27 protein-coding genes, 1 rRNA gene and 2 riboswitches are annotated in these 25306 nt (G+C 28.9%); all 28 genes read left to right on the top strand.

Annotation, left to right across the window (positions count from 1 at the left end):
* Window positions 1-81, top strand: a 5S ribosomal RNA gene (gene rrf / locus GFJ41_RS16835); the annotation flags it as partial.
* A 111-nt stretch (window positions 82-192) separates the two neighbouring features.
* A riboswitch (cobalamin riboswitch) is annotated at window positions 193-368 on the top strand.
* Window positions 369-474: 106 nt separating this feature from the next.
* Window positions 475-1521, top strand: coding sequence for a nicotinate-nucleotide--dimethylbenzimidazole phosphoribosyltransferase (gene cobT, locus GFJ41_RS16830; RefSeq protein WP_170075900.1), 1047 nt, complete (start codon window positions 475-477; stop codon window positions 1519-1521).
* Window positions 1522-1534: 13 nt separating this feature from the next.
* Window positions 1535-2095 carry a bifunctional adenosylcobinamide kinase/adenosylcobinamide-phosphate guanylyltransferase gene (gene cobU / locus GFJ41_RS16825; RefSeq protein ID WP_170075899.1) on the top strand — a complete coding sequence of 187 codons (561 nt, stop codon included), beginning with the start codon at window positions 1535-1537 and terminating at the stop codon, window positions 2093-2095.
* Window positions 2096-2099: 4 nt separating this feature from the next.
* Complete coding sequence (cobS, locus tag GFJ41_RS16820) at window positions 2100-2870, top strand: adenosylcobinamide-GDP ribazoletransferase (protein ID WP_170075898.1); 771 nt, start codon at window positions 2100-2102, stop codon at window positions 2868-2870.
* A gap of 11 nt (window positions 2871-2881) precedes the next feature.
* Window positions 2882-3487, top strand: a complete 606-nt coding sequence (locus GFJ41_RS16815; protein ID WP_150845197.1) for a histidine phosphatase family protein — start codon at window positions 2882-2884, stop codon at window positions 3485-3487.
* A 32-nt stretch (window positions 3488-3519) separates the two neighbouring features.
* Window positions 3520-3697, top strand: a riboswitch (cobalamin riboswitch).
* A 137-nt stretch (window positions 3698-3834) separates the two neighbouring features.
* Window positions 3835-5346, top strand: coding sequence for a cobyric acid synthase (locus tag GFJ41_RS16810; protein ID WP_170075897.1), 1512 nt, complete (start codon window positions 3835-3837; stop codon window positions 5344-5346).
* Window positions 5347-5354: 8 nt separating this feature from the next.
* The gene (locus GFJ41_RS16805) at window positions 5355-6710 is read left to right on the top strand and encodes a cobyrinic acid a,c-diamide synthase CobB (RefSeq protein ID WP_170075896.1); all 1356 of its coding nucleotides are present in this window, start codon (window positions 5355-5357) and stop codon (window positions 6708-6710) included.
* Window positions 6703-7659 carry an adenosylcobinamide-phosphate synthase CbiB gene (gene cbiB, locus GFJ41_RS16800; protein ID WP_170075895.1) on the top strand — a complete coding sequence of 319 codons (957 nt, stop codon included), beginning with the start codon at window positions 6703-6705 and terminating at the stop codon, window positions 7657-7659. Before GFJ41_RS16805 ends, cbiB begins: the two co-directional genes overlap by 8 nt.
* Window positions 7660-7676: 17 nt before the next feature.
* Complete coding sequence (locus GFJ41_RS16795) at window positions 7677-8747, top strand: pyridoxal phosphate-dependent aminotransferase (protein WP_170075894.1); 1071 nt, start codon at window positions 7677-7679, stop codon at window positions 8745-8747.
* Window position 8748: 1 nt separating this feature from the next.
* The gene (locus tag GFJ41_RS16790; protein ID WP_021428160.1) at window positions 8749-9621 is read left to right on the top strand and encodes a GHMP family kinase ATP-binding protein; all 873 of its coding nucleotides are present in this window, start codon (window positions 8749-8751) and stop codon (window positions 9619-9621) included.
* Between the two features lie 2 nt (window positions 9622-9623).
* On the top strand, window positions 9624-10256 hold the full coding sequence (locus GFJ41_RS16785) for a cobalt-precorrin-8 methylmutase (protein ID WP_025162093.1): 633 nt from the start codon (window positions 9624-9626) through the stop codon (window positions 10254-10256).
* Between the two features lie 9 nt (window positions 10257-10265).
* Window positions 10266-11393 carry a cobalt-precorrin-5B (C(1))-methyltransferase CbiD gene (gene cbiD / locus GFJ41_RS16780; RefSeq protein WP_021428152.1) on the top strand — a complete coding sequence of 376 codons (1128 nt, stop codon included), beginning with the start codon at window positions 10266-10268 and terminating at the stop codon, window positions 11391-11393.
* The gene (locus GFJ41_RS16775; protein ID WP_025162095.1) at window positions 11386-11994 is read left to right on the top strand and encodes a cobalt-precorrin-7 (C(5))-methyltransferase; all 609 of its coding nucleotides are present in this window, start codon (window positions 11386-11388) and stop codon (window positions 11992-11994) included. The genes cbiD and GFJ41_RS16775 overlap by 8 nt, the downstream gene beginning before the upstream one ends.
* Window positions 11984-12541, top strand: a complete 558-nt coding sequence (locus tag GFJ41_RS16770) for a decarboxylating cobalt-precorrin-6B (C(15))-methyltransferase (RefSeq protein ID WP_021428156.1) — start codon at window positions 11984-11986, stop codon at window positions 12539-12541. Before GFJ41_RS16775 ends, GFJ41_RS16770 begins: the two co-directional genes overlap by 11 nt.
* 4 nt (window positions 12542-12545) lie before the next feature.
* A complete protein-coding gene (locus tag GFJ41_RS16765; RefSeq protein ID WP_021428138.1) occupies window positions 12546-13298 on the top strand; it encodes a cobalt-precorrin-4 methyltransferase in 753 nt (250 codons plus the stop codon).
* A complete protein-coding gene (gene cbiG, locus GFJ41_RS16760) occupies window positions 13282-14349 on the top strand; it encodes a cobalt-precorrin 5A hydrolase (RefSeq protein ID WP_025162096.1) in 1068 nt (355 codons plus the stop codon). Before GFJ41_RS16765 ends, cbiG begins: the two co-directional genes overlap by 17 nt.
* A complete protein-coding gene (gene cobJ, locus GFJ41_RS16755) occupies window positions 14346-15068 on the top strand; it encodes a precorrin-3B C(17)-methyltransferase (protein WP_021428151.1) in 723 nt (240 codons plus the stop codon). The genes cbiG and cobJ overlap by 4 nt, the downstream gene beginning before the upstream one ends.
* Window positions 15065-15820, top strand: coding sequence for a cobalt-precorrin-6A reductase (locus GFJ41_RS16750; RefSeq protein WP_025162097.1), 756 nt, complete (start codon window positions 15065-15067; stop codon window positions 15818-15820). Before cobJ ends, GFJ41_RS16750 begins: the two co-directional genes overlap by 4 nt.
* A gap of 2 nt (window positions 15821-15822) precedes the next feature.
* Window positions 15823-16617, top strand: a complete 795-nt coding sequence (locus GFJ41_RS16745) for a sirohydrochlorin cobaltochelatase (protein ID WP_029878115.1) — start codon at window positions 15823-15825, stop codon at window positions 16615-16617.
* Between the two features lie 2 nt (window positions 16618-16619).
* The gene (locus tag GFJ41_RS16740) at window positions 16620-17330 is read left to right on the top strand and encodes a cobalt-factor II C(20)-methyltransferase (RefSeq protein ID WP_021428161.1); all 711 of its coding nucleotides are present in this window, start codon (window positions 16620-16622) and stop codon (window positions 17328-17330) included.
* 14 nt (window positions 17331-17344) lie between these two features.
* Window positions 17345-18580, top strand: a complete 1236-nt coding sequence (hemA, locus tag GFJ41_RS16735; RefSeq protein WP_170075893.1) for a glutamyl-tRNA reductase — start codon at window positions 17345-17347, stop codon at window positions 18578-18580.
* A 26-nt stretch (window positions 18581-18606) separates the two neighbouring features.
* Window positions 18607-19512 (top strand): hydroxymethylbilane synthase, encoded by a 906-nt coding sequence (gene hemC / locus GFJ41_RS16730; RefSeq protein ID WP_150845208.1) that lies wholly within the window; start codon window positions 18607-18609, stop codon window positions 19510-19512.
* Window positions 19502-21004 (top strand): uroporphyrinogen-III C-methyltransferase, encoded by a 1503-nt coding sequence (gene cobA / locus GFJ41_RS16725; protein ID WP_035119014.1) that lies wholly within the window; start codon window positions 19502-19504, stop codon window positions 21002-21004. Before hemC ends, cobA begins: the two co-directional genes overlap by 11 nt.
* Window positions 21005-21025: 21 nt before the next feature.
* Window positions 21026-21991 carry a porphobilinogen synthase gene (gene hemB, locus GFJ41_RS16720; protein WP_035119013.1) on the top strand — a complete coding sequence of 322 codons (966 nt, stop codon included), beginning with the start codon at window positions 21026-21028 and terminating at the stop codon, window positions 21989-21991.
* A 5-nt stretch (window positions 21992-21996) separates the two neighbouring features.
* A complete protein-coding gene (hemL, locus tag GFJ41_RS16715) occupies window positions 21997-23295 on the top strand; it encodes a glutamate-1-semialdehyde 2,1-aminomutase (RefSeq protein ID WP_021428147.1) in 1299 nt (432 codons plus the stop codon).
* A 243-nt stretch (window positions 23296-23538) separates the two neighbouring features.
* A complete protein-coding gene (locus tag GFJ41_RS16710) occupies window positions 23539-23892 on the top strand; it encodes a carboxymuconolactone decarboxylase family protein (RefSeq protein ID WP_021428159.1) in 354 nt (117 codons plus the stop codon).
* A gap of 134 nt (window positions 23893-24026) precedes the next feature.
* On the top strand, window positions 24027-24476 hold the full coding sequence (locus GFJ41_RS16705; RefSeq protein WP_035119012.1) for a hypothetical protein: 450 nt from the start codon (window positions 24027-24029) through the stop codon (window positions 24474-24476).
* 54 nt (window positions 24477-24530) lie between these two features.
* The gene (locus GFJ41_RS16700; RefSeq protein WP_264318408.1) at window positions 24531-25094 is read left to right on the top strand and encodes a precorrin-2 dehydrogenase/sirohydrochlorin ferrochelatase family protein; all 564 of its coding nucleotides are present in this window, start codon (window positions 24531-24533) and stop codon (window positions 25092-25094) included.
* Window positions 25095-25306: the final 212 nt, after the last annotated feature.

The following is a 25306-nucleotide window of genomic DNA, read 5'->3' as shown; positions in this document are numbered from 1 at the left end:
ATTCCGAACACAGAAGTTAAGCTCTTTAGCGCCGATGGTACTTGGTGGGAAGCTGCCTGGGAGAGTAGGACGTAGCCACGTAATCTTTTTTTTATATTTATAATTAAAAAATAAAGGATTTATGTACACTAATGTAGAATTAGTTGTATGTGGGGAGATTTTTTATACATAATATCAATAAAACAAAATTAAATAACTTAAATATATATAGGTTCTTACATTTAAGATTAATAGGGAAAGAGGTGTAATCCCTCTACAGTCCCCGCTACTGTGATGCAGACGAACTCTATTTACCACTGTTAAAATTACGGGAAGGTTAGAGCAAGGAAGAAGCTAAGTCAGGAGACCTGCCTAGTATATTATATAACTAGGTTCTCGGGGTGAAGAATTTAAATCTTAAAATATTTTTATGACATATTTAAAGACTTAACTCTTGAGTTAAGTCTTTTTTTATTGTAATTTAAGGAGGTAGTCATGAAAACTTTAGAACAGACGATAAACAACATAAAGCCATTAAGTGAATTACATATGAATGCAGCGAAAGATAGATTAGATAAATTAATTAAACCTGTGGGGAGCTTAGGAAAATTAGAAGATATATGTATACAAATAGCAGGAATAACTGAAAAAAAATATTTTGATACAGATAAAAAAATAGTGATTGCTTTTGCAGGAGATCATGGAGTATATGAAGAAGGTGTAGCACCAGACCCTCAGAAAATAACGAGACTTCAATTTCCGAACTTTACTAAAGGGGTATGTGGAGTAGGAGCTATATCTAAATTTGTAAACTCTGATGTTATTGCAATTGACTTAGGAATAAATACAGATGAAAAATTAGATGGAGTTATAGATTATAAGATTAGAAAAGGAACTTCTAATATGGCAAAAGGTCCGGCTATGACTAGGGAAGAAGCTATTAGATGTTTAGAAATAGGTATAAAAGTAACAAATGAGAGTATAGAAAAAGGATATAACCTTATAGGAATAGGAGAAATGGGAATTTGTAATACTACTCCAAGTAGCGCTATAGTTTCTGTTATAGCTGATTGTGATCCTATAGATGTTACGGGAATAGGAGCAGGACTTAAAAAAGATAGAGTAGCTCATAAAGCTAACACGATAAGAAAAGCAATTGAATTAAATAAACCAGATAAATTAGATGGAGTTGATATATTATATAAAGTTGGAGGTTTTGAAATAGGGGGAATGGCAGGCGTGATTTTAGCTTGTGCTGCTAATAGAACTCCAATAGTTATTGATGGGTTTATATCATATGCAGCAGCTTTAATAGCATACACTATAAATCCTATGGTTAAAGAGTATATGATAGCATCACATACATCAGCAGAAGCAGGGGCAGCTAAGGCTTTAGAAATATTAAAGTTAAATCCTATGCTTAATATGGATATGAGATTAGGTGAAGGAAGTGGTTCAGCATTAGCCTTCAATATTATAGAAGCTGCAAATTATGCATATAAAAATATGGCAACAACTGATGAAGTAGACATAGGAAAATAAGAAGGTGAAATTTATGAGCAAGTTAATTTTAGTTACTGGTGGATCTAGATCTGGAAAAAGTAGTTTTGCAGAAAGTTTATGTATAAGTAGAGAAAATTCAACAGCATATATAGCAACTTCTACTCCTTTTGATGAGGAGATGAAAGATAGAGTTAGAAAACATAAAGAGAGTAGACCGAGTAATTGGGAAACTTATGAAATTTTTAAAGGTATATATTCGATAATAGATAACTTAGGTAATAAACATCAAACTGTTATTTTGGATTGTGTAACACTATTAGTTAATAATTTAATATTTGACTATGGAATAGATTTTGATAAATGCACGACAGAAGAAACTAATGAGATGGAAAAGTATATAAAAGAGCAAATTGAAATGCTAATAAATGAAATTAAAAAGACAGATTTATACTTTGTAATAGTAACTAATGAGTTAGGTATGAGTTTAGTGCCTGATAATAAACTTTGTAGAGTATATTCTGATATAGTAGGTAGGATAAATCAGTATATAGCTAAATGTGCTGATGAAGTTTACTTTGTTGTAAGTGGTATACCTATGAAAATTAAGGAGTAGTAATATGAAAAGATTTATAGGAATATTACAGTTTTTAACTAGAATTCCAATTAGAGTCGATATAGGATTTGATGATGAATTTCATAAAACTATGTACTACTTTCCTTTAGTAGGATTTGTGCTTGGAATTTTATACTTTATAGTTGGACTAGTATCAAGTTTAGTATTTGATAGTTATATAACATCTGTAAATATATTAATAGCAACTGTTGTGTTAACAGGAGGATTGCATTTAGATGGAGTAGGGGATACATTTGATGGTATATATAGCTACAGAGAGAAAGAAAAAATATTAGAAATAATGAAAGATTCAAGATTGGGAACTAATGCAATGTTATCAGTATTGTTTTTGATTCTTATGAAACTTGGGTTGGTGTATTCTATTGTAGAATCAGGAAATTTATATAACTTAATATTTATGCCTGTATTTGCAAGAATGGCTATTGTAATAGCTTCTTATAAAAGTGTAACACCAAGAAAAAATGGTATGGGGAATGTTTTTATAGGAAAGCCAACTTTAAATATGATTTTAATTGGTATAGCATATACAGCAATATTAGTAGCATTTATAGGTTCAGTATTATTTAATTTAGATGCAATAAGTATAATAAAAGTAATAGCATTTATACCAGTTATGATTATATTTACTAGATGTTTTGTTAAGTATATATATTCAAAAATAGATGGAATAACAGGAGATATACTTGGATGTACATCCGAACTTGTCGAGGTTGTATATTTAATATTTATATATTTGACATTTGGATTAAAATAAGAGGTGAGATTATGTCAAAGCTTATATTAGTAAGACATGCTACAACAAAGGATAATATAGATGGAAACTTATCTGGACATATAGATAGTGAATTAAGTAATTTAGGTAAACAACAAATACTTAAGCTAAATAAATTCTTAGAAAAAGAAAATATTGATTGTATATATACAACTACATCTACTAGAACTAAGAATACGATAAAGGATATAGCTAAATGTAAAAACTTAGACATTGTTGAGAGTGAGAATCTTAGAGAAATTAGTTTTGGAGACTTTGAAGGAATGAACTTTGAATATATAAAAAATAATTTCCGAGAAGAATTTGAAAAAATAATTAAAAATGGATTTGAATACAAATATCCAAATGGGGAAAGTTTAGTAGATTCTTATAACAGAGTTTGCAAAGAAATAAATTATATATTGGATTGTAATAAAGATAAAACCATTTTGATATGCGCTCATGCAGGGACAATAAGAAATATCATTTCTTATTTAATTGGAAACACACATGAGTATCACTGGAATTTTAAAATAGATAATGCATCAGTTAGTATTATAGACATAGTAGATGGATTTTCTGTAATTCATACACTAAATAATACTTTATATTTAACATAAATACATACACAAACATATATAAAAAACATCATAAAAATAGACATAAATTAGGTTCTTCATTAAAGATTAATAGGGAAAAAGGTTAGAATCCTTTGCAGCCCCCGCTACTGTAATGCTGACGAAACTATTAGACACCACTGTGATTTTACGGGAAGGAATAGGACTAGGATGAAGCTGAGTCAGGAGACCTGCCTAGTTTATGGAAATAAAGTCTTCGGGGTGAAGGATTTTAAAATTGGTTAAGTATATACTTTTTTAAGATCTATCCATTCTGGATAGGTCTTTTTTGCAATTAAGGAAATTATAGGTTTTGCAAAACAATACAAATTGGAAAGGAAACTTTTATTATGAGTAAATCATTAATGTTTTTAGGAACAGCTTCTAATGTAGGTAAAAGTACTTTGGCCGCTGGGTTATGTAGAATACTAAAACAAGATGGATATAGTGTAGCACCTTTTAAATCTCAAAACATGGCATTAAATTCATACATAACAAAAGATGGATTAGAAATGGGGAGAGCACAAGTTACTCAAGCTGAGGCAGCTGGAATTGAACCTGATGTTAGAATGAATCCAATCTTATTAAAACCATCAGGTAAAAATAGATGCCAGGTAATAGTAAATGGAAAGGTTCTTGATAACGTAAGTTCTAGTATATATCACGACTATAAAGAAGATCTGGCCTTAATGCTAAAACAAACTTATAAAGACTTGAGCGATGAGTACGATGTAATTGTTCTAGAAGGAGCAGGAAGTTGTGCAGAAATCAATTTAAAAGATAGAGATATTGCTAATATGGGAATGGCCGAAATTGCAGATGCACCGGTAGTATTAGTTGCTGATATAGATAGAGGTGGAGTGTTTGCATCTATAGCTGGAACAATGATTTTACTAGAAGAAAAAGAACGAGAAAGAGTCAAAGGTGTTATTATTAATAAATTTAGAGGTACTGTAGAGCTTTTACAATCGGGAATCGATATGCTAGAAGATATTATAAAAGTTCCTGTCCTAGGAGTAGTTCCATATAGTGATTTAAATATAGAAGATGAAGACAGTGTAACAGATAGATTTAAAAAACAATTTAAAAAGAATGATGTGAATATAGAGATAATAAGAACACCGTACATGTCGAATTTTACAGATATGCATATGCTAGAGATACAAGAAGATGTAAGTATTAGATACATAGAAAAAGGGGAGTCTTTATCAGACCCAGATATGGTGATAATACCGGGGAGTAAAAATACAATAGAAGATTTAATTTATATAAGAGAAAGTGGATTAGAGAAGCAAATAAAAGATTTACAAAAACAAGGCAAATTAATATTTGGAATTTGTGGAGGATATCAGCTTTTAGGTAATAAATTATATGACCCGGAAGGTATAGAGGGATCTATAAAAGAGATTGATGGAATGGGACTTTTAGATATAGAAACTAAATTCGAAAAAGAAAAAGTTACAACCCAAGTTGAAGCTATTATAAATAAAGATTTAAATGGATACTTAAATTCATTAAGTGATATTAGTGTAAAGGGATATGAAATACATATGGGGGAAACAGATGTAAAAGGAAAATCACTACTGACAATAACTAAAAAGTTAGAAGATAATGTTTCATATCAAGAGGGATGTATAAATGAAGAAGGAAATGTAGTTGGAACGTACATTCACGGTATTTTTGATGATGCTAGTTTTACAAGAGAAATATTAAATTCAATAAGGAAGAGCAAAGGATTAGAAGAAAATCAAAGTTCTATAACTTCGTTTGAAGAATTTAAAAATAAAGAGTATGACAAGTTAGCAAAAATACTAAGAGAATGTTTAGATATGGAAAAAATATATGAGATTATAAATGGTTAGGTGATAATATGAAAAAAATATTGATAGCAGGAACAAATAGTGGAGTTGGAAAAACTACTATTTCACTGGGAATAATGCAAGCGCTAACTAAAAGAGGCTTAAAAGTTCAACCGTATAAAGTAGGACCAGATTATATAGATCCATCGCATCACACATTCATAACTGGGAGAGACTCAAGAAATTTAGATTCATATATGTTGGAAGATGAAAAAATTAAATATATAGTAAATAAAGCATCAGAGGAAGCTGATATATCGGTAATAGAAGGGGTTATGGGATTGTATGATGGATTTGGTATAGACTTAGATGCATGTACAAGTTCATATACTTCTAAATTATTAAAGGCTCCGGTTATATTAGTTATAAATGGAAAGGCTATGTCTTCCTCAGCAGCAGCTATGGTTCTTGGATATAAAGAATTAGATAAAAATGTAAATATAAAAGGTGTAGTAGTAAACAATGTAAAAACGAAAGGTCATTATGAACTTATAAAAGGAGCTATAGAGAAATATTGTAATACTGAAGTGTTAGGTTATTTTCCACCTAATGAAAAATTTTCTTTAGAGTCTAGGCACTTAGGTTTAATTCCAAGTGTTGAAATGGAATCTTTAAAAGAAAAATTTAGTGATTTAGGAGATGAGATAGAAAAATACATAGATATAGATAGACTAATTGAAATTTCAGAAAGTGAATCAGTAAAAAGTAATTTTGATTTAAAAGATTTACCAAGATTTGAAAACAAAAAAGTAGCTATAGCTTATGATAAAGCATTTAATTTTTACTATAAAGAAAATATAGAACTATTAGAACATATGGGGGTTGAAATTGTTAAATTTAGTCCTCTTAATGATAAGAAGGTTCCTGAAGCAGACTGTATATACATTGGAGGCGGATTTCCTGAAATATTTGCAAAAGAGTTGCATTTAAATGAAAGTATGAGATTATCTATAAAAAATGCACATGAAAAAAATATACCTATATATGCTGAATGTGGTGGCCTTATGTATTTAGGGGAAAAGCTGAAAGATTCAGATGAAAATATTTATAATATGGTAGGAATATTTAAAGGAACTAGTGAAATGACAAGTTCACTTAAAAGATTTGGATACTGTGATGGAATAGCTAAGGAAGATACAATTCTTTCGAATGAAGGAGAGATTATAAAAGGTCATGAGTTCCATCACTCAGAATTTAAAAGTGATGAAAACTGTGCTTATAAAATGATTAAAAAAAGAGGCAATAAAATTGTAGATGAATGGGATGGAGGATATTCAAAAGGGAATACATTAGCTACATATTTACATACTCATTTTTATAATAATTTAGATTCAATAATAAAATTTATAGGTGATAGAAATGAGTAAATTAATAATTTTAGTAATGGTTATAGCGTATTTACTGGATTTGGTTATAGGAGATCCATATTCTTTTCCACATCCGGTTAGATTTATTGGAAATCTTATAAGATTTACAGAAGGAAAAATAAGAATAATTTTCAAATCAAAAAAACAATTAAAAATAGGGGGTTTCCTACTTTGGACTATAACAGTAGGATTTACAGCATTAGTAACAAATTTAATTCTGAATTTACTTTGTATAAATAATATTTTTTATGTGATTATAGCATCGATAATATTATATACAACATTATCAACAAAATGTTTAGCTGATGAAGCAAAAAAAATATATGAAGTTTTAAAAACTGGAGATATTGAAAAATCTAGAAAACAACTATCGTATATAGTTGGCAGAGATACAACTAGTTTAAATGAAAATGAAATAATAAGAGCTACTGTAGAAACTGTAGCCGAAAACACAGTAGATGGAATAATTTCACCTATGATGTATGGATTTATCGGAGGACCTGTTCTTGCAATGGCTTATAAAGCTATAAATACATTAGATTCAATGGTGGGATATAAAAATGAAAAGTATGGAGACATAGGATTTGCATCTGCGAAGATTGATGATATAGCAAACTTTATACCTGCTAGGATAACACCATTTTTCATGATGATAGCAAGTTTTATATTAGGATTTAATTCTAAAAAAAGTATCAAAATAGCTATTAGAGATAGAAAAAACCACAAAAGTCCAAATTGCGCATATGCAGAAGGTGCAGTGGCAGGTGCTCTAGAAGTACAACTAGGAGGAACAAACATGTACTTTGGAGAAAAGGTTTATAAACCTACTATAGGGGATAAAGATAGAGAGTTAGAAGCTGAAGATATATTAAGAACAAATAAAATAATGTATTTAACGTCATTTATAGCTTTAGTTATATTTTCAATAATTACTTATATAGTACTTTAAGATAGAGGGTGGAAATCATGAAAGACCTTGGACATGGAGCAAACGTAGAAGATATGTGCAGAGCTTATAAAAAAAATCCAAAAGATATTATAGATTTTAGTTCTAATATAAATCCATATTTAATACCAAATTTAGATGAATATATATTAGAAGGGCTAAAAGTATGCAATAAATATCCTGATATAAGCTATAAAAGCCTGAGAGAAAATATAGCTAGATATTTAAATGTAGATAGCTGTAATATAATACCAGGAAATGGGGCTACTGAAATAATATATCTTTTAATGAAAAGTATAGGTAAAAGGATAGCTATTTTGAACCCAACTTTCTCAGAATATGAAAGAAGTGCAAATTTAAGTGGGCTAGAAGTTTTAAATTTATATCTAAATAAAGATAACAATTTTGAACTTGATTTAAATTATATAAGGGAAAACATAGATAAATTTGATAGTTTATTTATATGTAATCCATCAAATCCTATTGGAAAAACATATGATTTAAGTTCACTAGTAGAACTTTTAAAAAAGCACAATAAATTGCTTATAGTAGATGAAACTTTTATGGAATTTGCAGAACATGAAGAAAATTATAGTCTCATAAAACATATTAAAGAAAATGAAAATATTTTTATAATAAAGGCTATAACTAAGTTTTTTGGAATTCCAGGGATAAGGCTAGGGTATGGAGTATGTAGTAATCAAAACATTTTAGATAAGATGTATGAAATTAAAGAACCATGGACCATAAACTCTTTTGCAGATATTATTTCAAATTATATATTTAAAGATGAAGAATATATCAAAAATAGCAAAGAATTTTTTATAAAAGAAAGAGCATATGTTTTAAAAGAATTACGAGATATAAAAGCAATTAAGGTTTATGATACAAATACAAATTTTATTTTAGTAAAATTGCTCAATACAACAGCAATTAAATTAAAAGAAAAACTATTTTTAGAAGGAAATATACTTATTAGAGATGCATCTAATTTTAGAAATTTAGATGAAAGTTATATTAGGATAGCGATAAAAAGTCATTCAGAAAATAAAAAAATATTAAACCAATTAAATAAAATTCTAGGAGAATAGGATGAAATCATATGGAATATGCCCAGCATCTTGTGGAGAGTTTGTGCAAGGTATGATAAAAGAAAAAGAATACTTATCATCTTATGCAATTAATCGATTTTCTAAAGTAACATTAGAAGAAAAAATTAGTGATGTAAATAGAGGACCATTAAAAGCAAGAAAAGCTATGGAAGAGGTATTTAGATATTTTAATTTGCCTAAGAATGACTTAAAAAATATATCTATAGATATAAAAAGTGAGATACCTATAAGCAAAGGGATGGCAAGTTCTACTGCAGATATAGGAGCTACTATAAGAGCAACGCTAAACCTTATAGGAAGAGATTTAAGCGAGTATGATATATCAAAGCTTGCAACCAAAATTGAACCTACAGATTCTATATATCTAAAAGAAAACACTATATTTAATCCGTTAGATGCAAGTGTTGTAAAAAAATTAGGATGCTTTAATACTGGAAAAGTATTGATATTAGAGCCTAATGATAAATTAAGTACTAAGCATATAAGAAAAAAGGAAAATTACACAAAACTTAAAAGGCAAAATAAGTACATAATTGAATATGCATTTAAACTATTGGAACAAGGAATAAAGAATAATGATTTAAATTTAATAGGACAAGCGTGCAATATAAGTAGTGTTGCAAATGAAAATATTCATAAGAAAAAATACTTAAGTGAAATAATGGATATTTCAAAAGAGTATGGGGCTTGTGGAGTTAATATAGCTCACAGTGGAACAGTTATAGGTATATTGCTTGAATGTGATATGGATGAAAGTAAAATAGTAGAAAAAATAGTAGAAAAGAAAATAGATAAAAAATACAAAAAAATATACACAGCAGATATAATAGCTGGGGGACTTAGGAGTGAATAACTATGGAATACATTAAAAATCCTATGATGATAGAAACTAAGAGTTTTGAAATAATTCAAGGCATAATTGATGAAATAAGACCTGAATACAAATTCAAAAATGAGTTAGAAGAAAAAATAATAAAAAGAGCTATACATACAACTGCTGACTTTGAGTATTTAGATATATTAAAAATATCTGAAGGTGTAGTAGAAAATATTATAAGTGCTCTAAAGGAAAATGCAACTATATATACAGATACTAACATGGCTTTAAGCGGAATCAACAAAAGAAGATTAGATGCATTAGGTTGTAAGTACAAATGTTTTGTAAGTGATGAAAAAGTAGCAGATTTTGCAAAACAAAAAGGTATAACAAGATCTATGGCAGCAGTGGAAGTTGCAGCAAAAGAAGAAGGTAAGAAAATATTTGTACTTGGAAATGCACCAACTGCTTTATATAAAGTTATAGAAATGCATAATTCAAAAGAATTGAATGTTGAAGCTGTAGTGGGAGTACCTGTAGGGTTTGTAGGAGCGGCTGAATCTAAAGATGAATTAGAAAAAACAGATATTCCTTACATAATATCAAAAGGTAGAAAAGGTGGAAGCAACTTAGCAGCAGCAATAATAAATGCAATACTATACTCTATGTAAGGTGATATTATGGAAGAATATGTTTATATAGATGGCAAAAAATACAAACGAGGATATACTACTGGCTCATGTGCAACAGGTGCAGCTAAAGCGGCCACATATATGATTTTAACTAAGGAAACATTAGAAACTGTAAATATAGATACCCCCAAGGGAATTCCATTAAATTTAAAAGTAGAGAATGTAGATATAAACAATGCTTTTGCACAATGTTCGATTCAAAAAGATGGAGGCGACGATATAGATGCAACTCATAAAATGCATATATATGCTAAAGCTGAACTTATTGATTGTAATGAAATAATAATAGATGGTGGAATTGGGATTGGAAGAGTAACTAAAAAAGGCCTAGGAATAGAAATTGGAAAAGCTGCAATAAATAAAACTCCTATATCCATGATACAAAGTGAAGTTAGAAAAGTAATAGGAGATACAAAGGGAGTTAAAATAACTATATTTGCCCCAGAGGGAGAAACTATTGCAAAAAAAACTTTTAATCCAAGACTTGGAATTGTAGGAGGTATATCTATAATAGGAACAACGGGTATAGTTGAGCCAATGAGTGATGAAGGATGGAAGAAATCTTTATCAATAGAACTAGAGATGAAAAAAGCTCAGGGAATGGATAAAGTTATTTTGGTACCAGGTAACCATGGAGAAATGTTTATAAAAGAAAGCTTAGGTATTGATTCAAAGTATATAGTTAGGACCAGCAATTTTATTGGATATATGTTGAAAGAAGCTCAACGTATTGGATTTAAAAAAATTTTAATGGCTGGACATTTAGGCAAATATGTAAAGATAGCTGGCGGAATATTTAATACACATAGCAAAGTTGCAGATGCTAGAAATGAAATTTTAATAGCAAATTTAGCTTTAATGAATGCGCCGTTTGAATTGATAAATAAGGTAAATGAATGTTTAACAACAGAAGAATTTATAGAGATATTAGAAGATGATAAGTATAAAAAATATAAAGAAATTTATAACATACTTTCTGAAAAATGTAAAAAAAGAATTGATATATATATGAATGATGATGAAATAGATATTGAGGTAATGATTTTTTCTATGGAGAAAAAGCTGTTAGGAGAGTCGAAAAAAGCTGGCGATTTAAAGGAGGTATTTTATGATTAATATTATAGGGCTAGGGCCTGGTAACATAGGATACTGCACTAAATTAGGAGAAAAGTTAATATATAACTCAGAGATATTGATAGGTGGAAAAAGAAATTTAGATAGTGTAAACGATTTTGAAGGAACTAAGATTGAACTAGGAAGTAACTTGCAAGAAATCGTAGACTATCTAAAAGCAAATAAGGATAAAAATATATCTATTATAGCATCAGGAGATCCATCTATATATGGTATAGGAAAGTACTTATCTAAAAATATAGATAATAAAAATTTAAATATTGTGTCGGGTATAAGTTCTATGCAATATATATTTTCAAGGATACATACTGATATGAATGATTTATATATAACTAGTAGTCATGGAAAAATTCCTAACTTTGACTATATATTACAACATGAAAAAGTATGTATGGTAACTGATAATAAAATAGGCCCAAATGAAATTGCTAAAGAAATACTACAAAGGAATTTAAAAAAAATTATGGTTGTAGGTGAAAATTTATCATATGAAAATGAAAGAATTACTACAGCACCTCCAGAGGAAATTTTAAAGATAGAAAAATTTGATATGAATGTAGTGGTGATACTCGATGAAAAATAGTGAATTTATAACAGGAAATGTCCCAATAACAAAGGAAGAAGTAAGAGCAATTTCTATAAACAAGCTTGATTTAAAAAATAAGCATACATTTTTAGATATTGGGGCAGGAACAGGGAGTGTAAGTGTAGAGGTAGCTTATAACTACCCAAATATTGATGTAATATCCATAGAATGCAAAGATAAAGCTATTGAATTAATAAATCAAAATATAGAGAAATTTAATTTAACTAATGTAGAAGTTATAAAAGGATATGCACCTATAGATATAGGTAAAAAAGTAGATTCAATATTTATTGGAGGCAGCGGACCTAACTTAAATGAAATTTTAAACTGGGCTAAAGAAAATCTAAATGAAAAAGGAACTTTAGTAGCTAACTTCATAATAATTGATACTTTTTATAAAACTTTAAATATGTTAAAAGAATTAGGTTTTGAAGATATAGAAGCTACTATGCTAAATGTAGCAAAATTAGAACCGTTAGGAAAAGGTGAGTATTTCAAACCTTTAAATCCAATATATATAATATCTTGTAAAAAGGGAGAGTAAGATTATGAATAAAGTACATTTTGTAGGAGCAGGACCAGGAGATAAAGATTTAATAACATTAAAAGGATACAAGTTATTAAGTGAAGCTGATGTAGTTATATATGCAGGATCATTAGTAAATCCAGCTTTACTAGAATATTGTAAAGAAGGTTGTGAAATTCATAATAGTGCATCAATGGATTTAAATCAAATAATAAATGTTATGAAAGATGGAATACAAAGTAACAAAAAGGTAGTAAGACTTCAAACTGGAGATTTTTCAATATATGGTTCTATAAGAGAGCAAGTTGAAGAATTAGCAGACTTAGAAATAGAGTATGATTGTACACCTGGAGTTAGTTCTTTCTTAGGAGCGGCATCTGCATTAGGAGTAGAGTATACTGTTCCAGAAATATCTCAAAGTGTAGTTATTACAAGAATGGAAGGAAGAACTCCGGTTCCAGAAAAAGAGAGTATAGAATCTTTTGCTAAGCACCAAACGTCGATGGCTATATTTTTATCAGTTCATGATATAGAAAAAGTAGTAGAGAGATTACATGAAGGAGGATATCCAATGGATACACCTATAGCTGTTGTTTATAAAGCTACTTGGCCAGAAGAAAAAATTGTAAAAGGAACTTTAGAAACTATAGCACAAAAAGTTAAAGAAAATGAAATAAGTAAAACAGCATTAATATTAGTAGGTAAATTCTTGGGTGAAGAATATAAAAACTCTAAGTTATATGACAAGGATTTTAAACATGAATATAGAAAGTAAAATTGCTTTTATATGTGTTACAAAAAATGCTATGAATTTAGCTGTTAATATAAGAAATATTATGGAAGATGGAGATGTGTATATAACAGAAAAGCTTTTATATAATTTAGATAAAAATACACAATCATTAAATGCTATAGAAGGTAAGCTATCCGATTTTATGCCAAAACTTTTTAGAAATTATGAAGTTTTAATATTTATAATGGCTACAGGTATAGTAGTAAGGTCTATAGCAAATGAAATAAAAAGTAAATTTGATGACCCAGCGATACTAGTAATAGATGAGAAAGGTAAAAATGTAATAAGTTTACTTAGTGGTCATATGGGTGGAGCAAATGAAATGACAAATTATATAAGTAGCCTTATAGGAGCAAATCCAGTTATAACTACAGCAACCGATATAAATGGAAAAACTTCATTAGATATGATAGCTAAAAAATTAAATGCACATATAGATAATTTTAGAGAAAATGTAAAAGAAGTTAATTCATTATTAGTCAATGATGGAAGTGTTGGAGTGTTTATAGATGGAGATTATAACGTTGATACTAGAGGATTAATAACCATTAAAAATATTAATGGATTCCATAGGCATGATAAATTAGATAAAATTATTTATATAACTAATAAAAGTGCAACGGAAATTGAAGATGAACGAATTATAAAAGTTGTTCCTAGAGATATTGTAATAGGAATGGGATGTAGAAGAGATACATCTTATGATGATATAAATACTGCATTAGAAGATTTATTAAATAAATTTAATTTAGATAAAAAATCTTTAGCGAAAATTGGAAGTGTAGAAGTTAAGAAAGATGAAAAAGGAATTATTGAATTAGCTAAACAATTAAATATACCTTTTGAAATTATTACTCTAGAAGAAATTAAAGAGATTGAACATAAATTTCAAAAATCAGATTTTGTAAAAAAGAGCATAGGTGTTTACTGTGTAGCGGAACCAGTAGCCTATATATTAAGCAATAAAAACCTTATAGTTGAAAAACATAAATATAAGGGAATAACTTTTTCGATAGGGAGATTGAGCGTATGATTTATGTAATAGGTATAGGACCTGGAAGTAAAGATATGATGACTGTTGAAGCTATAGAAGCTATGAAAAACAGTGATGTTGTAGTTGGATACAAGACGTATATAAATTTAGTTACTGAATTTATTAAAGATAAAGAAGTAGTACAAAATGGAATGAGACAGGAAATAGATAGATGTAAACAAGCAGTAGAAATTGCGAAACAAGGAAAAAATGTTGCTGTGATAAGTAGTGGAGATGCAGGAATATATGGTATGGCAGGGTTAATATTAGAATTAACAACACAAGAAGAGGATATAAAAGTAAAGGTTGTTCCAGGAGTGACTGCTAGTATAGGTGCAGCAGCAATATTAGGAGCCCCGATAATGCATGATTTTTGCCATATAAGTTTAAGTGACTTATTAACTCCTTGGGAAGTTATAGAAAAAAGGTTAAGATTAGCTGCAGAAGCTGATTTTGTAATCTGTTTATATAACCCAAGAAGTAAAGGAAGAAGTGAACATTTAAATAAAGCATTTAAAATAATGAGTGAATTTAAAGATGGAAAAACTCCAGTTGGAATTGTAAAAGATGTAGGAAGAGAAAAAGAAGAAAAATTTGTATGTACATTTGAAACTATGGACTTTGAAAGAGTTGATATGACTACTATGGTTATTATAGGAAACAAATCTACGTTTATACATGGAGACTTAATGATAACACCTAGAGGTTACAATATATGATTTTAGTTTTAGGAGGAACATCTGATAGCATAAAAATTTGTAATCTACTAAATAGTCTAGAAAAAGATTATATAGTTTCTGTAACTACTAATTATGGAGCTGACTTAGCTAGTAAATGTGCTGAAAATATAGTAATTAAAAGAATGAATAGAGACTATATGACTAAGTTTATGAAAGATAACAATATAAGTTTAGTAATAGATTCAACGCATCCATATGCAATAGAAGTATCAAAAAATGCTATAGAAGTTTCCGATTTCTTAGGAATAAAATATTTAAGATATGAAAGAAAGTCTCTTCTAGATGAGTTTGATTATGAAAAAGTTATAAAAGTAAAAAATGTTGAAGAGGCTTATCAAAAAGCAAATGAATTAGGAAGAAATATATTTTTAGGAACGGGAAGTAAGACTATAGGTGAATTCACAAAAAACCTTAAAGATAAAAATATAATAGCAAGAGTTTTACCAACAAGTGATGTTATTAAGATGTGTGAAGAGGTAGGGCTAAATGCGGATAACATAATAGCTATGAAGGGCCCTTTTAGTGAAGCTATAAACGAACAAATGTATAAACATTACGATGTAGACCTAGTTATAACGAAGGAAAGTGGTATAGAAGGTGGATTTCTAGAAAAAGTAAATGCTGCTAAGAATTTAAATATACCAGTAGTAGTTATAGTTAGAGAGAAGATAGATTATAAGACAGTAGTAAATGAAATAGAAAATATAACAAATTTCATAGTGGAGGATTAAAAGTGAAAAAAGCAATTTTAGTTGTTAGTTTTGGGACAAGTTACAAAGAGACAAGAGAAAAAACTATAGAGGCATGTGAAAGTAAAATTAAGGAAGCTTTTAAAGGATATGACTTTTTTAGAGCGTTCACATCAAATATGATAATAAGAAAATTAAAAAATAGAGATAACATACATATAGAAAATCCAATAGAAGCATTGGATAGATTATATGATGAGGGATATGAAGAAGTAATAGTTCAAACTTTACACATAATTTGTGGAGAGGAATATACAAAGTTAAAAAATCAAATAAGTGAATACGATGACAAATTTGAAAAAATAACACTAGGAAGACCTCTTTTAAGTCAAATTGATGACTATAAAGAAACGGTAGAAGCTTTAAAGCTACAAATACCAGAATTAGAAGAAGATGAAGCTATTGTTCTTATGGGCCATGGAACTGAACACGAAGCTCATAGTGCTTATCCAGCATTAGATTATATGTTAAAACAAGAAAATATTAAAGCATATGTTGGAACTGTTGAAGGTTATCCTGAAATAGATGAAGTTATAGTTAATCTTAAAAAAGATAAAGTTTCAAAAGTAAGATTAATGCCTTTTATGTTGGTTGCAGGAGATCATGCAATAAATGATATGGCCGGAGAGGAAGATGACTCTTGGAATTCAATATTAATAAAAAATGGATTTAAAACAGAAGTACATTTAAAGGGATTAGGAGAAAATGAAGCAATTCAAAATAAATTCGTAAAACATGCACTAGATTGTGCTGAGGTTTTAAATGGGGGAGGAAATTAATTATGGCTAAGTTTTATGGAATCGGAACAGGACCTGGAGATAGTGAGTTAGTTACAGTAAAAGCAGTAAATACAATGAAAAAACTGGATATATTATACACACCAGAGTCAAAGAGAGAAGGAAATAGTTTAGCATTAAGCATAGTAGAACAGTATTTGCCAGAACAGCTTAAAATCAAGCAAAGGCACTTCCCTATGAACTTTAATGATGGTGAAAAAATAATGGCTTGGAATAGGGTAGCGGATGAAATTGTAGAAGATGTTAAAAATGGAAAAAATGTTGGATTTGTAACTTTAGGTGATCCTATGATATACAGCACATACGTATATATCATGGAAAGACTTATAGACAAAATTGATGTTGAAACTATACCTGGTATTTCATCATTTTCAAACATTGCATCAAATCAAAATTTTCCGTTAGTAATGGATAAAGAGCCATTAATAATAGTGCCATGCACTATAGATGAAGAAAAGATAGATTACGCTTTAGAAAACTACAGTTCAATAGTTTTAATGAAAGTGTATAAAAACTTTAAGCATATAGTTGATAAATTGGAAAAGAACAATTTATTAGAATATTCTATATTAGTTAGTAATTCATCTCAAGAAAATGAAGTGGTGTATAATGATTTAAAAGAAATTGATTTAGAAAATAAAATATCTTATTTTTCCACGATTTTAGTAAACAAGGAGAATACTAAGGTAGGATAAATCTGGAGGATTTTATGGATTTTGCAGTAGTGGGAGTTAATCACAATAACACTCCTATAAACATAAGAGAAACTGTATCTTTTACAGATACACAAAAAATTGAAGGTATAAATTTTTTACTAGACAATGGAATAGAAGAAGCTATTATATTATCTACATGCAATAGAAGTGAAGTATATATATACTCAAAAAATATTTTAGATAAGGTAGAAGTTGTAAAAAACTTCTACCAAGACTATTTCGATGTAGAAAATATAGAAGAATTCTTATTTAATAAAACTGGAGAAGAAGCAATTAAACATGTATTTAATGTTTCAGCAGGGCTAGATTCATTAGTTTTAGGTGAAGATCAAATTTTAGGACAAGTTAAAGATGCACATGATTTTGCAAGACAATTAGGTTCAAGTAAGAAAGTATTTAATAAATTATTTAGAGAAGCTATAACAGTTTCAAAAGATATAAAAACTACAACAAAGATTTCTCATCAACCATTATCTATAAGCTACATTGGAATTAAATGTTTGAAAGAAAAGATGGGATCTTTAGAAAATAAAAATGCTTTAGTAATTGGACTTGGCAAAATGAGCAAGTTAGCGATGAAACACTTAGAAGAAGAGCAATTAAACAATATATACGTGACTAATAGAAGTTATGAAAAATTAAAAAACATACAAGATGAATATAAGAATTTAATTCCTATTAAGTATGAGGATAGATATGAAGTTATGGATAAGGTAGATATAGTTATCAGTGCTACGGCATCTCCTCATACAGTATTAAAAAAGGATGAGATGCCAAAAACTTCAAACAAGCTAATAATGATGGATATTGCATTACCAAGAGATATAGATAAAAACTTAAATGAATTTGAGAATATTGAAGTTTATGATATTGACGATTTAAAAAAAATAAGTGAAGCAAATGACAAAAAAAGAAGAGAATTAGCATCTATTGGAGAATTAATTATTGATGAAAAGATAGAAGAATTTAATGAATGGTTAGATACTATAAAAATAGATCCAACAATACAATCTTTAAATGATAAATGTTCAGATATTAGAGAGGATACATTAGATTATATCTATAGAAAACTTGATTTAAATTGCAGAGAGAAAAAAATAATAGATAAGATGCTAACTTCTGCACTTAAAAGACTTGTAAGGGAACCAATAATAAATTTAAAACAAATTAAAGATAGTGGAAAGCAAGATGAATATATAAAAATAGTAGAAGAGCTGTTTGACTTATAATAAATATGGGCAAAAGGAGATTAGGTATGAAAGTTATAGTAGGAAGCAGAGGTAGCAACTTAGCTCTTACTCAAACTAATTGGGTTATAAATGAACTGAAAAAAATTCATCCGAATATAGAGTTTGAAGTTAAGATAATAAAAACTAAGGGAGACTTAATTCAAAATGTATCTCTAGATAAAATAGGAGATAAGGGCTTATTTGTTAAAGAAATAGAACAACAGTTATTAGACAAGTCAATCGATATAGCTGTACACAGTATGAAAGATATGCCTTCAAGCTTACCAGAAGGATTAAAATTTGCAGGAGTACCTAAGAGAGAAGATATAAGGGATGTCCTAATTTTAAAAGAAGGATACAAATCTTTAGATGATTTGCCTAAAGGAGCTAAAATAGGTAGCGGAAGCAAGAGAAGAAAATATCAGCTTTTAAATCATAGACCAGACTTAGAAATAGTTCCTATAAGAGGAAATATAGAGACAAGAATGAGAAAGATTGAAGATGAAAATCTTTGTGGTGTAATACTTGCGGCAGCAGGACTTATAAGAGCAGGTCTAGAAGAAAAAATTACTTGTTACTTAGATGAAGATATAGTTATACCAGCTCCAGCTCAAGGAGCATTAGGAATAGAAATAAGAAAAGGAGACTCATCGATAGAAGAGATATTAAGTTGTATAGCAGATAAGACTTCTGAGATACAAGTTGAAGCAGAAAGAGGATTCTTAGATGGAATAAATGGAAGCTGTCATATTCCAGTGGGAGCACACTGTAAAGTAGATGGTGATGATATAGTATTAACTGGATTATATGGAGATGAAGAAGGTAATAAAATTATAACGAAAACTATAAATGGTAAAGTTTCTCAAGCTAGAGAAGTAGGAATTGAGCTAGCCAAATTAATTTCGAAGGAGTTTAAGTCTTATGAAAGGTAAAGTATACTTAGTTGGAGCAGGACCTGGAGATTATAAACTTATGACATTAAAAGGAATGGAATGTATAAAAAAAGCTGATGTAATAGTTTATGATAGGTTGGCAAATGAAAGATATTTAAAAGAAGCAAATGAAAATTGCGAATTTATATATGTAGGAAAAGCATCTAGCAATCATGCTTTACCGCAAGATAAAATCAATGAAGTTATAACAAATAAAGCTAAAGAAGGTAAAACTGTAACTAGACTAAAAGGTGGAGATCCATATGTATTTGGTAGAGGTGGAGAAGAAGCTGAATTCCTTTTAGATAATGGAATTGAATTTGAAGTAGTTCCAGGGATAACATCTGCAATAGGAGGTCTTTGTTACGCAGGTATACCTATAACTCATAGAGATTATGCATCTTCTTTTCATGTTATAACAGGACATTTAAAAGATGATGAAAATGATGAACTTAATTGGAATGCATTAGCTAACAATGAAGGAACATTAGTATTTTTAATGGGAATTTCCAATTTAAAAAAGATAAGCAATAAATTAATCAAAGAAGGAAAGTCAAAGGATACTCCTGTAGCGCTTATAAGTTGGGCTACTAGATATAATCAAAGCGTAGTTACTGGAAGCTTAGAAAATATATATGATATAGCTATGAAAGAAGGAGTTAAACCTCCAACTCTTATTGTTGTAGGTGATGTGGTAAGTTTAAGAGAAAAACTAAACTTCTTTGAGAAAAAACCTCTATTTGGAAAAAATATTTTAGTAACGAGAGCTAGAACTCAAAGTAGTAGTTTAGTTGCTAAGATAATGGATTTAGGAGGTAATCCAATTGAAATACCGACAATAAGAATAGAAAAAGTAGATGACAACAAAGAATTAGAAAATGAAATAAACAATATTTCTAATTATAATTACTTAATTTTAACAAGTCAAAATGGAGTTAATATATTCTTTGATAAACTGGCTGAAATGAATTTAGATTTAAGAAAGTTAGCTAATATAAAAATATGTGCTATTGGACCAGCTACAGCTAAAGAACTAAAAAATAGAGGGATAATAGCAGATATAGTGCCTGAAAAGTTCGTAGCAGAAGCTGTGTATGAGGAATTAAAAAATAAACTAAACAGTAATGATAGCATTTTAGTACCAAGAGGTGCGAACTCAAGAGACTTTTTAGTAGATAAATTAAGTGAAATATGTACAGTGAAAGAAGTACATACTTATAAAACTGAAATAGAAGATAAGTATAAAGAAGAAATAATAGCTTTGTTAAATGAAAATGATGTAGATTATATTACATTTACAAGTTCGTCTACAGTTTCTAATTTTATTGATATAATAGGAGTAGACAATATAGATAAACTAAAAAATACTAAAGTAATATCTATAGGACCTATAACTAGCAATACAGCTAAAGAGTTAGGACTAAAGGTTTATAAAGAGCCGACTAACTATACTATAAATGATTTGATAAATTGTATTATAGAAGACAAATAATTAATTTAGGGGGAATTTACAATGTTAAGAAGACCAAGAAGATTAAGAAACAGTGCTGCAATAAGAGATTTAGTGAGAGAAACAGTATTAAATGTAAATGATTTAATATATCCTTTATTTGTAGTAGAAGGAGAAAATATAAAAGAAGAAATACCATCTCTACCAGAAGTATATCATTTTTCTTTAGATAAATTAGAAGAAGAAATAAAAGAAATAAAAGACTTAGGAATTCAACATGTTATATTATTCGGGATACCAGATGAAAAAGATCCTTTTGGAAAAGAAGCATACAATGATAATGGAATAGTTCAAAAGGCTATAAGAAAAATAAAAGAAATAGATCCTGATATGTGTGTAACTACAGATGTTTGTATGTGCCAATATACTAGTCATGGTCATTGCGGTATATTAACTGAAAAAGGATATGTAGACAATGATCAAACTTTAGAATATTTAACTAAAATAGCTGTAAGTCATGCAAAAGCTGGAGCTGACATGGTAGCTCCATCTGATATGATGGATGGAAGAATTCAAGCTATGAGAGAAGGGTTAGATGCACAAGGGTTCGAAACTGTAGCTATAATGTCATATAGTGTTAAGTATGCATCTAGTTTCTACGGACCATTTAGAGATGCAGCAGGATCAGCTCCATCATTTGGAGATAGAAAAACTTATCAAATGGATCCAGCTAATTCAAATGAAGCATTAATAGAAGCTGAACTTGATGTATTAGAAGGAGCAGATATGTTAATGGTTAAGCCAGCATTATCATACTTAGATGTAATAAGAAGAGTTAAAGATAACTTTGACTTACCATTAGTAGCATACAATGTAAGTGGAGAATATTCTATGTTAAAACTTGCAGTTAAAGAAGGTTTATTAAATGAGTCAGCTATATATGAAGCTGTTATGTCTATAAAGAGAGCTGGAGCAGATATAATAATAACTTACTTTGCAAAAGATATAGCTAAATTAATTAGGGGGTAACACCAATGAGAAAAAATGAAAAGTCACTAAAAATATATGAAGAAGCAACTAAGTACATCCCAGGTGGCGTAAACAGCCCAGTTAGAGCATTTAAATCAGTAGGATTAGACCCTGTTTTTATAGATAGAGCAGAAGGATGTAAAATATATGATGTAGATGGAAATGAATATATAGATTATATATGTTCATGGGGACCACTTATGTTAGGTCATAGCCCAAAAGAAATAGTAGATGGAATTGAAGAAATAGTAAAAAAAGGTACAAGTTATGGGGTTCCGACAGCTATAGAAGTTGATATGGCTAAGCTTATAGTTGAAGCTTATCCTGCAATAGATCAAGTTCGTATGGTAAACTCTGGAACAGAAGCTACTATGAGTGCGTTAAGAGTAGCAAGAGCTTATACTAATAGAAATAAAATATTAAAGTTTGAAGGATGTTATCATGGACATTCAGATGCACTTTTAGTTAAATCTGGGTCAGGAACTATAACATATGGAGTACCAACAAGCCCTGGAGTACCAGAGGATGTTGTAAAAGATACTTTAGTAACTAGATATAATGATATAGAAGCTACTAAAGCTATGTTTGAAGAGCATGGTAATGAAATAGCTGCTGTTATACTAGAGACTGTAGCAGGAAATATGGGAGTTGTTCCAGGTAAAAAAGAATTTATACAATTTTTAAGAGATATAACTAAAGAGTACGGAACAGTTTTAATTTTTGATGAAGTTATAACTGGATTTAGATTAGCTTACAACAGTTCAGTTGGATATTATGGAATAGAACCTGATATGGCATGCTTCGGGAAAATAATAGGAGCTGGACTTCCTGTAGGGGCGTATGGTGGTAAAAAAGAAATTATGGATATGGTTTCTCCTGTAGGGCCTGTATATCAAGCTGGTACTTTATCAGGTAATCCATTAGCTATGTACATGGGTAAAAAGAACTTAGAGATATTAAGAGATAGACCAGAAGTTTATAGTGAATTAGAAAGAAAAGCTATAAAACTAGAAGAAGGTTTAAGATCAAATGTTGAAAAACTTGGATTAAATTACACTGTAAATAGAGCTGGATCTTTAGTTTGTTTATTCTTTGCAGAAGGACCAATAAACAACTATGATGATGTTACTAAGTGTAATGTACCTATGTTTAATAAATACTTCGAGGAGCTATTAAATAGAGGAATTTTACTTGCTCCTACTCAATTTGAGGCAATGTTCTTATCTAATGCTCATACAGATGAGATAATAGATGAAACTATAAAAGCTAGTTATGAAGCTCTAAAGGCTGCTCATAACTTATAATCAAAAGTGTTGAATAGAAATTTTCTATTCAACACTTTTTTAAATTTATATAAATTTACAATTTCATAGCAATATTGTTTACACATATAGTTAAGTTTATAGTTTTTTTCTATATGTATAATTAATAAAAATAGGAGTAAAAATGTATATCCTTTACATGGGATATTTTAAAATAGTATAATTTACAAATAAAGTTAGTATACTAACTATTTTTAAGGGCTTATAACATAAGGGGGATTTAACATGAAAAAAGACGTAAGAGGAATATTAAATTCATTTAAAGAAGGATTAGGGGCTATAAGTGAAACAAACCAAGAAAATGTAGAAGCATTTATGGGGCTTTTAAACTCTGGTTATAAAGAAGGAGCTTTAACTACTAAAACAAAAGAGCTTATAAGTGTAGCAATAGGTATATATAATCGTTGCGAGTATTGTATAGTTTGTCATACATATGCAGCATTAGAGCTTGGAGCTACAAGAGAGGAAATAATGGAAGCAGCTATGGTTGCAGTTGGGTTTGGAGGAGGACCTTCTATGGCGTATAGTGCTACTTTATTAAAAGATTGTATAGATGAGTTTGAAAAAGATTTTATTTAATATAAATATATTAATATAATAAATAGTTATTAGTTAGGAGTATTTCTATAATAAAAATAGAGGTACTCCTTTTTGATTATAGAAATAAACATATTAAAGTTATTTATTTTTATAGTCAAAAAGGAGAAGTATTTATGAAATTAAAGAATGATTTAGTAGAACAATATTTGGATAAGTGGCAAGATATTCTTAGAATTAGAGATTGGGATATTAAAATTGAGTTGGTTGATAAAGAATGGAGAAAAAGTGGAGATATAAAGATCGATAGAGATGTAAAACAAGCTGTTTTGATGATAAATAATTATAATAGAAAACATACTAATTTAGAAGCTTTGGTAATTCACGAGCTTATACATCTTAAATTATGGGGTATGGATCAAATGATAGAATCGCTAATTTATAGTGTTTTTGGAAAAGATGAAAGTGATTCTAAGTTTGACTTTGCATACACTCAATTTATGCAAGAACTAGAGAGTACGGTTGAAGATTTAACTAAAGCATATGTATATACAGGGGCAGAAGATAAAGAAATATCGTTTGGAAGAGTTCAAAAAGAGGTAGAAAAAGAAGTAGGTAGTATATAATATAAAATAGATATTAAAAGTATAGAAAGGAATTATAAGATGAACTACCCTATTATGGTGAACTTAGATTATAAAGAGATAACAATTATAGGAGGTGGGAAAATAGCTTATAGGAAAGCAAAGAACTTTATTGATTTTGGATATAAGGTTAAGGTTATATCTTTAGACTTTAATGAAAAATTTAAAGATATAGAAAGTAAAATTGAATTAATAAGAGATGAATATAAAAAAGAATATATAGAAAATAGCTTTATTGTTGTTGCAGCTACTAATAATAGAGATATAAATAAGTCTATAGGTATGTATTGCGCTGAGAAAAATAAACTTGTAAATGTAGTAGATAATCCAACATTATCTAGCTATATAGTTCCATCTGCCATTAAAAGAGGAGATCTTATTATAGGAGTATCCACTTCAGGAAAAAGTCCATCATTAGCATCTAAGATAAAAAAAGATTTAGAAATAGTTTATGATGATAGTTATGAAGAATATATACAATTACTAGGCGAATTAAGATGTAAAATTCTAAAAAAATATGATGATCCAGTTAAAAAAAAGCAATTACTAAATGAAATTATAAATTTAAACATTGAAGAACTAAAAAAATATATAGTTTAAAAATGTTGAAATTTGAGGGAAGAAGAGATAATTTCACATAAAATAAATAAAAAAATAGAAAAAAGTTTTTAAAAAGTATTGACGTTATTTTCAAATGATGGTAAAGTATTACTTGTCCTTAAGAAAAGGGCAAAGCAAAAATGAACTTTGAAAATTAAACAGTAGGTTAATTATAAAAATTCTTTTTTTAAGAATTAAACACAAACAACCAA

This window comes from Paraclostridium dentum (genome assembly GCF_012922555.1).
Classification (GTDB): domain Bacteria; phylum Bacillota; class Clostridia; order Peptostreptococcales; family Peptostreptococcaceae; genus Paraclostridium; species Paraclostridium dentum.
This window is presented reverse-complemented; position numbering and strand designations above follow the sequence as displayed.

Bases quoted from the DNA above. Each gene is read 5' to 3' on its own strand.
- cobT (WP_170075900.1), top strand. From the start codon at position 475: ATGAAAACTTTAGAACAGACGATAAACAACATAAAGCCATTAAGTGAA.
- cobU (WP_170075899.1), top strand. From the start codon at position 1,535: ATGAGCAAGTTAATTTTAGTTACTGGTGGATCTAGATCTGGAAAAAGT.
- cobS (WP_170075898.1), top strand. From the start codon at position 2,100: ATGAAAAGATTTATAGGAATATTACAGTTTTTAACTAGAATTCCAATT.
- GFJ41_RS16815 (WP_150845197.1), top strand. From the start codon at position 2,882: ATGTCAAAGCTTATATTAGTAAGACATGCTACAACAAAGGATAATATA.
- GFJ41_RS16810 (WP_170075897.1), top strand. From the start codon at position 3,835: ATGAGTAAATCATTAATGTTTTTAGGAACAGCTTCTAATGTAGGTAAA.
- GFJ41_RS16805 (WP_170075896.1), top strand. From the start codon at position 5,355: ATGAAAAAAATATTGATAGCAGGAACAAATAGTGGAGTTGGAAAAACT.
- cbiB (WP_170075895.1), top strand. From the start codon at position 6,703: ATGAGTAAATTAATAATTTTAGTAATGGTTATAGCGTATTTACTGGAT.
- GFJ41_RS16795 (WP_170075894.1), top strand. From the start codon at position 7,677: ATGAAAGACCTTGGACATGGAGCAAACGTAGAAGATATGTGCAGAGCT.
- GFJ41_RS16790 (WP_021428160.1), top strand. From the start codon at position 8,749: ATGAAATCATATGGAATATGCCCAGCATCTTGTGGAGAGTTTGTGCAA.
- GFJ41_RS16785 (WP_025162093.1), top strand. From the start codon at position 9,624: ATGGAATACATTAAAAATCCTATGATGATAGAAACTAAGAGTTTTGAA.
- cbiD (WP_021428152.1), top strand. From the start codon at position 10,266: ATGGAAGAATATGTTTATATAGATGGCAAAAAATACAAACGAGGATAT.
- GFJ41_RS16775 (WP_025162095.1), top strand. From the start codon at position 11,386: ATGATTAATATTATAGGGCTAGGGCCTGGTAACATAGGATACTGCACT.
- GFJ41_RS16770 (WP_021428156.1), top strand. From the start codon at position 11,984: ATGAAAAATAGTGAATTTATAACAGGAAATGTCCCAATAACAAAGGAA.
- GFJ41_RS16765 (WP_021428138.1), top strand. From the start codon at position 12,546: ATGAATAAAGTACATTTTGTAGGAGCAGGACCAGGAGATAAAGATTTA.
- cbiG (WP_025162096.1), top strand. From the start codon at position 13,282: ATGAATATAGAAAGTAAAATTGCTTTTATATGTGTTACAAAAAATGCT.
- cobJ (WP_021428151.1), top strand. From the start codon at position 14,346: ATGATTTATGTAATAGGTATAGGACCTGGAAGTAAAGATATGATGACT.
- GFJ41_RS16750 (WP_025162097.1), top strand. From the start codon at position 15,065: ATGATTTTAGTTTTAGGAGGAACATCTGATAGCATAAAAATTTGTAAT.
- GFJ41_RS16740 (WP_021428161.1), top strand. From the start codon at position 16,620: ATGGCTAAGTTTTATGGAATCGGAACAGGACCTGGAGATAGTGAGTTA.
- hemA (WP_170075893.1), top strand. From the start codon at position 17,345: ATGGATTTTGCAGTAGTGGGAGTTAATCACAATAACACTCCTATAAAC.
- hemC (WP_150845208.1), top strand. From the start codon at position 18,607: ATGAAAGTTATAGTAGGAAGCAGAGGTAGCAACTTAGCTCTTACTCAA.
- cobA (WP_035119014.1), top strand. From the start codon at position 19,502: ATGAAAGGTAAAGTATACTTAGTTGGAGCAGGACCTGGAGATTATAAA.
- hemB (WP_035119013.1), top strand. From the start codon at position 21,026: ATGTTAAGAAGACCAAGAAGATTAAGAAACAGTGCTGCAATAAGAGAT.
- hemL (WP_021428147.1), top strand. From the start codon at position 21,997: ATGAGAAAAAATGAAAAGTCACTAAAAATATATGAAGAAGCAACTAAG.
- GFJ41_RS16710 (WP_021428159.1), top strand. From the start codon at position 23,539: ATGAAAAAAGACGTAAGAGGAATATTAAATTCATTTAAAGAAGGATTA.
- GFJ41_RS16705 (WP_035119012.1), top strand. From the start codon at position 24,027: ATGAAATTAAAGAATGATTTAGTAGAACAATATTTGGATAAGTGGCAA.
- GFJ41_RS16700 (WP_264318408.1), top strand. From the start codon at position 24,531: ATGGTGAACTTAGATTATAAAGAGATAACAATTATAGGAGGTGGGAAA.